Origin of the sequence: Actinomadura rubrisoli, assembly GCF_004349215.1 — a bacterium.
Lineage (GTDB): Bacteria > Actinomycetota > Actinomycetes > Streptosporangiales > Streptosporangiaceae > Spirillospora > Spirillospora rubrisoli.
This window is the reverse complement of record NZ_SMKU01000553.1, coordinates 1-3,585: the sequence shown is the minus strand read 5'-3', so window position 1 is coordinate 3,585 and position 3,585 is coordinate 1. Positions and strand designations below refer to the sequence as shown.

Genomic DNA, 3,585 nt, shown 5'->3' with positions numbered 1-3,585 from the left:
CAACCGCCCCATTCACACCCCATCCAGAATCCCCAAGCCGCCGCCCCCGTCACGCTAGCCCAGCCTTTCCCAGCACTCATCAGGTGCTACTCGATCCCAACGAGCACGGCCAGCGCGGTCACGCCCCCGGCCGACTTGATCACGGTCGGTGCAGCCAGTACCGGCAGAAGGCACCTTGGCTGCGGAACTGTGCCATCTGACTCCAGTAACCCCCGCGACATGACCGGCGGCAAGGAGACAGCGCCCTTGTGAGGGTGTTGCACTTGAGCGATATGCCGCGCGTCTTACCCACCCCGGCCACATCAGCCAAAGACCACTGCAGCTCTAGCCACGCCCGGATGCCACCTCGATCGGGCGGTCAGGGGCGGAGCGAGCGAACCCGCCCCAACGTCCTGGTCTCTGACCCGCCCCGGACGCCGCGGTGCTCTCCCGAGCACCGCAGCGTTCCCACCGTCAAGCCGCGGCATGGTCTCCAACGGTGATGGTGAAAGTGGTGTGCATCGCCTTGGCGATGCGATCCAGCATCGCGAGCGTGGGTATCCCGCCACCGCCCTCGATGCGCGACAATGCGGGCTGGGTGATACCGGCCCGCTCGGCCACCTCGCCCTGCGTCAGCCCCAGCTCCATAGGGCGCTCACGGACCATGTCGCCCAGACGCAGATCAAGCCCCGCCTGCTCGTACTCGGGATGAGCAGACATCTCCTCGCGCAACCGCTGCTCGCGGTAAGCTCGCCAGTTCGTGTGCTTGACCATCACTCACTCCTCTCGTAAACGTGATCTGCGAGTTGTGTATGGGACGACTCGCAGATCCGCCGCATCTTGACCGCTCGCTCGACGTCATGAGGCTGAGAGTCGTTTCGGACTTTCTGGAACACGGTCAGCAGTACGATCAGGCGGCCGCGCCCCGTCAACGCACACTTATTTTGCCGTTTTAGGTGTCTGCCCGAGGCGGGCGGGCGGAGTGGTCTCGCGCCGTGACAGCGGTTCTTGGAGCCGGGTGGCCGTGCCGGGTTTCGGTGCGCTGGTCAACAGAGGGCACTTGGCTTGGATGTAGCGAACCCTCTGCGGGCCAGGCAGGGGTGAGCCGTCCGGGTTCGGCAGGGCGTTCCCAGGGGTGGTGCAGGTCGACGCCGGTGTGGCGGTGGCGTCCGCACCGGACTACTACCACCACACCGGCGTGGGGTCGGCCCCCGGTGGGCAGGTGGCCGGCAGGGACGACAGACGGGTGGCGTGCACGTGGCAGAACAGTCGCTCTGGCGAGGGGTTGGCGTCCGGCCGTGGCCACGGGGTGACGTGCACCGCCAGCACGATCCGCCCGTCAGGTGCGCGCGGCTGCGGCAGCTCCGCCAGTGTTCGCCGCAGTCGGGCGACGTCGATCCGCGTCGGCTCGCGTTGGCGTGGGCGTGGCCGTTCACTGTCGAGCGCGGAGGATCTCGGTCAGGCTGGCGAAGCTGTCCATGCCGTGGCCGGCGTCGATGCCCCGGGTGGTCAGTGCCTGGATGAGTTCCGGCAGGGCGGTGTCGAGTCCGCGTGCCCGTGCGGCCTCGACGAGGTGGTCCATCAGCGGGGCGTCGAGTTCGAGCCATTCCTGGTCGCCTGGGTAGTGGCGGTCGTCGATCTGGCGGGCATAGTCGCTGATCACTTCGGTGACGGTGGCCGACAGCCAGCGGATCAGCAAAGGCGCCACCGTGGTAGCCGGGACCTGGGCCGTGCCGAGCAGCGCGGCGGTCTGCAGGAAACCGAGCTGGGTGGCCCAGGCGAAGTTGAGCATCGCCACTTCATACAGGGCCGCGGTGCCGGGCGCCGCGCCCAGGTACGTGGCTTCACCCAGGTGGTTGAGTACGGTCCGGTGAGATTCGAAGACTTCGGCTGAGCCGCTGTACACCAGCACCGTTTCCGGGACGCCGACATGCTCGGGATGGCCCATCAACGCGCCGTCAAGGTAGCGACCGCCGCGAGTGTTCATCCAGGCGGCGACCCGCTCGGCCTGCGCGCTCGTTCCGGACGTCACATTGACGACGTCAGCGGTAACGTACGGCTCGGCCTGACCGAGGAGGCGCTGGACGCCGTCGTAATCATCAACGCACATCAAGACCAGCGAGGCACTGGTGAGTGCCGTCTGCAACGACTCGGCTCGCGGTAGGTCCTCGCCCGGAGATGTCCCGGTCGAGGGGCCGGCCTCGTCCCAGACCACCACTTGGATGCCTGCCGCTGCGAGCGCTTGGGCCAGGGCCATGCCCCGCGGGTTCAGTCCGATCACGACTACAGAGTCCATCCGATGGCTCACGAGTTCCTCCTACACACATGGGCTCCGCGCGGTCACGCGGTAGCTGCGCCGCTAAGCTAGAGCTTTACATCGATGTGAGAGTCAACCCGGAGGCGTCCATGCGCATCGGCGAGTTGTCGAGGCGGACCGGTGTCAGCCAGCGGCTGTTGCGCTACTACGAGGAGCAGGGCCTGCTGCGGCCGTTGCGACGGCCGAGCGGATACCGCGAGTACGACGACGCCGACGCTGAACGCGTGCGACGCATCCGCACCTTGCTCGCCGCCGGACTCAACACCACCACCATCGCCGACGTGCTGCCCTGCACCATCGATACCGGCGACGGGCTCGCCGCAGCATGCCCTGACCTACTCAACGATCTGCAGCGTGAGCGCGACCGGATCAGCAGATCGATCACACAGATGCACACGGCCCGGACCATGCTCGACGCCATCATCGACGCCACCCCCACTGACACCGCGGACCACGCCACCACCCGCGGCGGCCGAGACCTGGCACCCCTGACCCATACGCGCTGAATGCGAAGATCGGACCTTAAGGGACACGCTCGTCCGCCGCCGTCCAAGGTTTGTAGCCTCCTTGTCGGGAGCAGGACTTGAGCGGGGTGGACGACGGTGAGCGACGCGGGCGAGGGGCCTGCGCCGCCAGTCCGGGGTTCATGGCTCTGCCCGGCGCCGTCGAAGAATGGGAACCGCATTGTGACGCTCAGCATCTCCAGAGCGTCGCGGTAAAGGCCCGTGCGGCGGGCCATCGCGTGGACGCGGGCCAGTTCGTAATGCGGCGCGGGTTTGTCGGCGTACAGACTCATGTGCAGGGTTTGAAACTGTCTCTGAACTCCGACCGAGCCTGTCAGTGGCCAGAGTGTTTGCTGACGGGCTTATGGGCGCCCGGATTCTGGAGATAATCTGATCGCGTGGACGGTGCTAAGAGGGTTTTCTGGGGCCGGCGCATCGCTGTGATGCTCTGGGGCGCCGGCCTCGTGATGCTGCTGGCAGGGTTCATCTTCGGCGTGTATCCGAACCCGTGGGGTCATGACGGGCACGACAGGCTGACGTGTGGCAGCGCTTTCGGCGCAGACGGATACGGTGACACTCACCGGGGCTGCGCCGAACGCCGGGAACGGATGCAGTTGTACGCCATTACCTTGCTGGTCGCCGGGGCGGGCGCCACGGTCAGCGGCGTCGTGCTGGCCCGTCGCCTGTGACCGGGTTTTGCTGGGGCTAGGTCGCCTGGAGTTGCACCTTAGGCGCGGGTCGACGTGCAGAGGTGTCTATGCGTCGGTAGGGGGGCCGGGGTGGTGG

The 3,585-nt window shown here is 66.9% G+C and carries 5 protein-coding genes; 2 read left to right on the top strand and 3 right to left on the bottom strand.

The features are described from left to right. Positions 1–453 precede the first annotated feature (453 nt). The 3 genes from E1298_RS45150 to E1298_RS45140 all read right to left on the bottom strand — a co-directional run bounded on the left by E1298_RS45150 (position 454) and on the right by E1298_RS45140 (position 2,260). The gene (locus tag E1298_RS45150) at positions 454–753 is read right to left on the bottom strand and encodes a helix-turn-helix domain-containing protein (protein WP_131903520.1); all 300 of its coding nucleotides are present in this window, start codon (positions 751–753) and stop codon (positions 454–456) included. 408 nt (positions 754–1,161) lie between these two features. Then, positions 1,162–1,377, bottom strand: a complete 216-nt coding sequence (locus tag E1298_RS50990) for a transposase (protein ID WP_279499677.1) — start codon at positions 1,375–1,377, stop codon at positions 1,162–1,164. Between the two features lie 34 nt (positions 1,378–1,411). After that, entirely contained in the window at positions 1,412–2,260 is an 849-nt protein-coding gene (locus E1298_RS45140) for an imine reductase family protein (protein ID WP_243726235.1), read from the bottom strand. A gap of 125 nt (positions 2,261–2,385) precedes the next feature. On the opposite strand from E1298_RS45140, the gene E1298_RS45135 reads away from it, so the two are divergent. Further along, the gene (locus tag E1298_RS45135) at positions 2,386–2,802 is read left to right on the top strand and encodes a MerR family transcriptional regulator (RefSeq protein ID WP_131903519.1); all 417 of its coding nucleotides are present in this window, start codon (positions 2,386–2,388) and stop codon (positions 2,800–2,802) included. Positions 2,803–3,197: 395 nt separating this feature from the next. Further along, positions 3,198–3,488 carry a hypothetical protein gene (locus E1298_RS45130; RefSeq protein WP_131903518.1) on the top strand — a complete coding sequence of 97 codons (291 nt, stop codon included), beginning with the start codon at positions 3,198–3,200 and terminating at the stop codon, positions 3,486–3,488. Positions 3,489–3,585: the final 97 nt, after the last annotated feature.

Excerpts from the sequence above, each read along its gene's own strand:
- E1298_RS45150 (WP_131903520.1), bottom strand. The coding sequence starts at position 753 with ATGGTCAAGCACACGAACTGGCGAGCTTACCGCGAGCAGCGGTTGCGC.
- E1298_RS45135 (WP_131903519.1), top strand. The coding sequence starts at position 2,386 with ATGCGCATCGGCGAGTTGTCGAGGCGGACCGGTGTCAGCCAGCGGCTG.